Raw genomic sequence first — 5,858 nt, forward strand, 5'->3', positions numbered from 1 at the left:
AAACTAAGCTCTGAGCGCTCGTTCACCACGCGCGATGCCTACCACACCACTTCGTGCCACTTCGATAACTTCCGTCACTTCCGCAATCGCCTCAATAAAAGCATCCAGTTTTTCGCTCGTACCGGCCAGTTGCACTGTATATTGTGAAGCTGTGACATCAACAATCTGGCCGCGGAAAATATCCGCCGTACGTTTTACTTCCGCACGTGCAAAACCAGAGGCCTTGACTTTGACCAGCATCAGCTCACGCTCGATGTGTTCACACTCTGTCACTTCCTGCACTTTCAACACATCAATCAATTTATGCAGCTGCTTTTGGATCTGCTCTAGCTGCATTTCATCGGTTTTCGTCGTAATGTTCAGCCGCGAAAGGGTTTCGTCATCGGTCGGTGATACGTTTAGCGTTTCAATGTTGTACCCGCGCTGGGAAAAGAGCCCGACAACACGAGACAGCGCACCCGGTTGGTTTTCCAATAGCAGTGAAATAATGTGTCTCATCTTAGGTTCTCTCCGTTTTGCTCAACCACATTTTGTCCATCCCTTCGCCTTTGATCTGCATTGGGTAAACGTGCTCAGTTTCATCGACATTAATGTCGACAAACACCAGACGATCTTTCATCGCTAACGCTTTTTCCAGCCCAGCTTGCAGCTCATCAGGGTGAGAAATACGGATCCCAACATGACCATAAGCTTCTGCGATCGCCGCAAAATCCGGCACAGAACTCATGTATGAGTTAGAGTGACGACCTTGATAAATAATATCCTGCCACTGTTTCACCATTCCAAGGAAACGGTTGTTAAGGTTAATGATTTTTACTGGAATGTCGTACTGCAGTGCGGTCGATAGCTCTTGAATATTCATCTGAATACTGCCATCTCCCGTTACGACCAGTACCTCTTCTTCTGGCATGGCGAATTTCACGCCCATTCCCGCAGGTAAACCAAAACCCATGGTGCCTAGCCCGCCAGAGTTAATCCACTGACGCGGCTTATCAAACGGATAGTAGAGCGCCGCAAACATTTGGTGCTGCCCCACATCCGAGGCCAAAATTGCTTTACCTTCCGTGATTTTATATAGCGTTTCAATCACTTGCTGAGGCTTAATCCGTTCAGCGGAGGTTTCATAAGCCAAACACTGACGATCACGCCACACTTGGATCTCATTCCACCAACTATCCAATGCTGCCGCATCATTGCGCTCTGCACTCTCTTCCAGAAGCTTGAGCATGCCATCCAATACTTGGTCGGCAGAACCAACAATCGGCAGATCGACTTTCACGTTTTTAGAAATCGATGACGGGTCAATATCGATATGCATGATTTTCGCGTTGGGGCAGTACTTCTCTAGGTTGTTAGTCGTACGGTCATCAAAGCGCACACCTACCCCAAAAATCAGATCTGCATTGTGCATCGCCATATTGGCTTCATACACACCATGCATGCCAAGCATACCCAGTGAGTTTTTATGAGTGCCAGGAAAAACGCCCAATCCCATCAAAGTACTGACCACGGGCAGATTTAAAGCCTCTGCAAGTTGGCGAATTTGCTGATCTGCATTAGCAATAATCGCCCCGCCACCGACGTACAGTACTGGCTTTTTCGCATCGAGCAGTGCGCGTAACCCTTTTTTGATCTGTCCTTTGTGGCCAGCCGTCGTTGGGTTGTAAGAGCGCATTTTAATGGTTTCTGGATACTCATAAGGCAGCTTATTAAGCGGGCTCATCACATCTTTTGGCACGTCAATCACTACAGGACCAGGACGCCCCGTTGACGCGATATAAAACGCTTTTTTGATAGTTTCAGGAATATCTTCGGCTTTTTTCACCAAAAAGCTGTGTTTAACGATGGGACGAGACACGCCGACGATATCGCACTCTTGAAATGCATCGTTACCAATAAGATTCGTGGCTACGTTACCGGAGATCACAATCATCGGAATCGAGTCCATATAGGCGGTTGCAATCCCAGTCACCGTATTGGTGGCGCCCGGACCTGAGCAGACGAGCACTACGCCCGGTTTTCCAGTGGCGCGCGCATAGCCATCAGCCATATGTGTTGCGGCTTGTTCGTGACGAACCAGAACGTGTTTAATTTGGTCGGTTTTTTCGTGAAGGGCATCGTAGATGTCGAGTACTGAACCGCCGGGATATCCGAAGATTTGCTCCACACCTTCATTGATCAGAGATTGGACGATCATCTCTGCGCCAGATAGCATTTCCATCTTGTCTCCTTACCAACATACCTTGTGCTCGGTCGGCAAAAGGGTTGGTTTTACATAGTTTAGGGCTTATTTGTAGCCTAATTCGAAAACGCTCCGCTTTCGGCTATGTCCTGCGTCTGTCATAACAGCCGCGAGGTTACGCAACAAATGTAACGCTTTCTTAGCAACTGGTCTAACCCCAATTTGCGCACTTTTACAGCAGACTCGAAAATAAGACGGTGATTAAGCATTCCATTTCAACCTTTACCTTGCTTTTAGGTCGAACAGCCATTGAGCAGTTAAAAAAAAGTAGATTATTTTGTCAGCACACCGGAGTATCGGCTCCCACCCTTCCATCAACACTTAGAGACAATGTGATTGGCAAGAGCGAAACTTGTCGCTTCAGGTAGCAAGGGCATGGGTCATCGTATTGCAGATATAAAAACACCTCTGAGCGATTTTCGCCAAGAGGTGTTTAGAACATTCAGATAACAGCTTGATCGCGCTATTTTTTCGGAGAATCTTGGTACATTTCTTCGATTTCATCCTGATAGCGATCGTTAATCACTTTACGACGCAGTTTTTGGGTCGGTGTCAGCTCACCACTGTCCATCGAAAATGCTTTTGGCAACAATCTAAACTTCTTCACTTGTTCAAATTTCGCCAGCTCTTTTTGTAAATCGTTAACGCGCTTTTCAAACATCTCCAGCACTTGGCTATGTTTGATAAGCTCCAAACGGTCATGATATTTAATGTTCAGTTCTTTGGCGTACTCTTCCAATGAGTCAAAACACGGCACAATCAAAGCCGAGACAAACTTGCGCGTATCGGCAATCACCGCGATCTGTTCTATGAAATGATCTTTGCCAATCGCCCCTTCAATTACCTGCGGCGCAATATATTTACCACCTGAGGTTTTCATCAGCTCCTTGATGCGATCGGTAATAAATACATTACCATTTTCATCAATATGACCCGCATCACCCGTTTTCAGAAAACCATGCTCATCAAAACTTTCGGCGGTTTCTTTATCGAGCTTGTAGTAGCCACGCATCACCATAGGACCACGAACCAGAATTTCATTGTTCTCGCCAATTTTGACTTGAGCTCCCGGCATAGAAAGCCCAATCGAATCTGGGTGAAAACAGTGGTCATCCCAACAAGAAACCGTGGCCGTGGTTTCGGTCATGCCATAACCAAGCTTGACGTTGATGCCAATTGCATGGAAAAAACGGCCGATGGTTTCATCCAACTTAGCGCCACCACAAGGCATGAAATTGATCCTTCCCCCAAGCAAAGCGCGCAGCTTACTTAACACCAGCTTGTCAGCGAATTGATGGCTCTGTTTAAGCATCCAAGAAGGTTGGCGCTGCTGCTGACGGCACACCGCCATTTTCGCCCCCATATTGACAGCCCAAGTAAAAAGAACCTTGCGTACAAACGGCGCTTTAGCGACTTTTTCATGAATTGCTGAGAAGATCTTTTCATAAAAGCGCGGTACGGCACACATCACGGTTGGACGGACTTCAGCTAAAGCTTCACGTACATGAGCCACGTCCTGCAAGTAACAGTTGGTCGCACCTTTATAAAGCACATACGCCGTCCATGCTCGCTCAAAGACATGAGAAAGTGGCAGGAAACAGAGTGAGACATCCTCTTGAGTCAGATTCAAGCGCTGATCGTGCCCCTCTAGCTGAGCACCGATATTACGATAATCCAGCATCACCCCTTTCGGCGTCCCGGTAGTACCTGAGGTATAAATGAGGGTAAACAGATCGTCATAGTTAGCCTGCTCAATTAAGGCATTCAACGGCGCTCGATCTTGATGGTGACTTTGAGCAACAAACTCATCCCAATGCATCGCACAACTGGCTTGTTTGAGGTCGATATTAGCATTCATAGCCACAATCAGACGCAGCTCTGGGCATTGTTCAAATTGGCTGAGTGCAGCATCAAATTGTGCCTGCTCACCCACAAAAACCACTTTCACATCCGCATTCTGTAAGATATAAGCCGCCTGCTCTGGCGTATTGGTAGGATAGATAGGAACCGTTACCGCACGGATCTGTAAAGCGGCAAAATCAGCAATCGTCCAACGTGGCATGTTGTTGGAAAAAATCGCAATTTTGTCCTGTACACCGATGCCTTGAGCTAACAACGCCATCGAGAGTTCATCCAATTGTTCACCAAACTGGTGCCAATTGATTGCTTGCCATTGGCCGTTTTGTTTATGTTTTAGCGCGGCGTTATCACCCCCTTGGGCAATACGTTGGCGGATCCGTTTAACGATGTGGAAATCTAAGTTCGTCATATCTCTTACCTGTAGCTTACACCTGTAAGCCTTTTTCAGCGCACAAGTGTACATTTCAAAGCCCAAAACACAACTGACTAACGTCAAAGTTATCGATTAAAACTCATTCTGTAACAAAAAAGCCTTGGACAGTTTTTACTGCCCAAGGCTTTAGAAACATAGAATGAACAAAGGATCAGCGATTCGCGACCACTTCGCCACAAATCACCATCAGTTGGTCACGCAGCCAGATATGGCCTTTGTCTTTTTCACTCGACTCATGCCAACTCAGATAACCCGAGATTTTGGACTCAGCAAATGGGAAAGCGAGGATTTGCAACTCATCACGATTGGCCGCATTTTCCGCCATCCAACGTGGAGCAACGGTCACCAGTTCAGACTGACCGACCACATACAACACATTGCTCAGGCTGGTGCCTTCGTAATAAGACTGGCAATCAAAATCACGGTACGCCAGTTCAGAGAAACTACGCTGCCCATGCACTTTGGACAATTTTGCGTGTTTTTCCGCACTCAATTGTTCGGCCGTGATACTTCCTTGGATACGAGGGTGAAGTTTTGATGCCACCACCACCAACTCATCTTGGAAAATCTCCGTGCTTGAAAAACCTTGATCATCAAATCGAGCGTAATCAATCACAAAATCAATTTCTTGATAACGCATGCGCTCTGCGATTTGGCGATCAAACTCTGCATCCAAATGCAATTGTACACTCGGTGCTAATTCATCAATCGATGCCATGATCTGAGGAGCAAAGCGTAAATCGCAAGGACTGCAGATCGCGAGCTTAAACAGACGCGTTGAGGTTTCCGGTGTGAAAACTGAACTCGGTAGCTCGTTACGGATCAATTGCAAAGCTTGACGGATCGGGCCAAACAGTTGGCGAGCACGCTGGGTTGGCTGAATGCCACGCCCTTGGCGCATAAACAACTCATCATTGAACATCACTTTTAAACGCGCCACGGCATTACTGACCGCAGGCTGTGACATACCTAAGTTATGTGCCGCTCGCGTAATGTTTTGCTCTTGCATTACTGCATCAAAAACGGTTAACAGATTGAGGTCTACGCCTCGGAGGGTGCTTTCCATGCGGTAACTCGCAATGGCACTCATTGCGTCTTTTTTATCTAACATTTGCATGCCTCACAGTGTCGTCACTAGCGATAAATATGCATAAATCGCCAGTGGAAAGATAAGCGCTGTTTGTAATATTTACCGCCCAGATATTTGGTGGATGGCGAGTAATATCGGCTAATCATTCGAAGCTATGCAATAGCATTGACAAAAAGTCAGTTTATTTTAGTCATTACTTAAAAAAAGCTTTAATAATCAATACGATTAATTTT

At 46.5% G+C, this 5,858-nt stretch carries 4 protein-coding genes; all 4 read right to left on the reverse strand.

Annotated elements, in window-relative coordinates:
• Positions 1–3 precede the first annotated feature (3 nt).
• The 4 genes from ilvN to leuO all read right to left on the reverse strand — a co-directional run bounded on the left by ilvN (position 4) and on the right by leuO (position 5,646).
• Positions 4–498 carry an acetolactate synthase small subunit gene (gene ilvN / locus GOU96_RS16560; protein ID WP_001215918.1) on the reverse strand — a complete coding sequence of 165 codons (495 nt, stop codon included), beginning with the start codon at positions 496–498 and terminating at the stop codon, positions 4–6.
• A gap of 1 nt (position 499) precedes the next feature.
• Positions 500–2,221, reverse strand: coding sequence for an acetolactate synthase 3 large subunit (locus GOU96_RS16565; RefSeq protein WP_000425586.1), 1,722 nt, complete (start codon positions 2,219–2,221; stop codon positions 500–502).
• 484 nt (positions 2,222–2,705) lie between these two features.
• The gene (locus GOU96_RS16570) at positions 2,706–4,511 is read right to left on the reverse strand and encodes an AMP-dependent synthetase/ligase (protein WP_267781512.1); all 1,806 of its coding nucleotides are present in this window, start codon (positions 4,509–4,511) and stop codon (positions 2,706–2,708) included.
• A 175-nt stretch (positions 4,512–4,686) separates the two neighbouring features.
• A complete protein-coding gene (leuO, locus tag GOU96_RS16575; protein ID WP_000884665.1) occupies positions 4,687–5,646 on the reverse strand; it encodes a transcriptional regulator LeuO in 960 nt (319 codons plus the stop codon).
• Positions 5,647–5,858: the final 212 nt, after the last annotated feature.

This window comes from Vibrio sp. R-1, assembly GCF_035615595.1.
Classification (GTDB): Bacteria; Pseudomonadota; Gammaproteobacteria; order Enterobacterales; family Vibrionaceae; genus Vibrio; species Vibrio cholerae.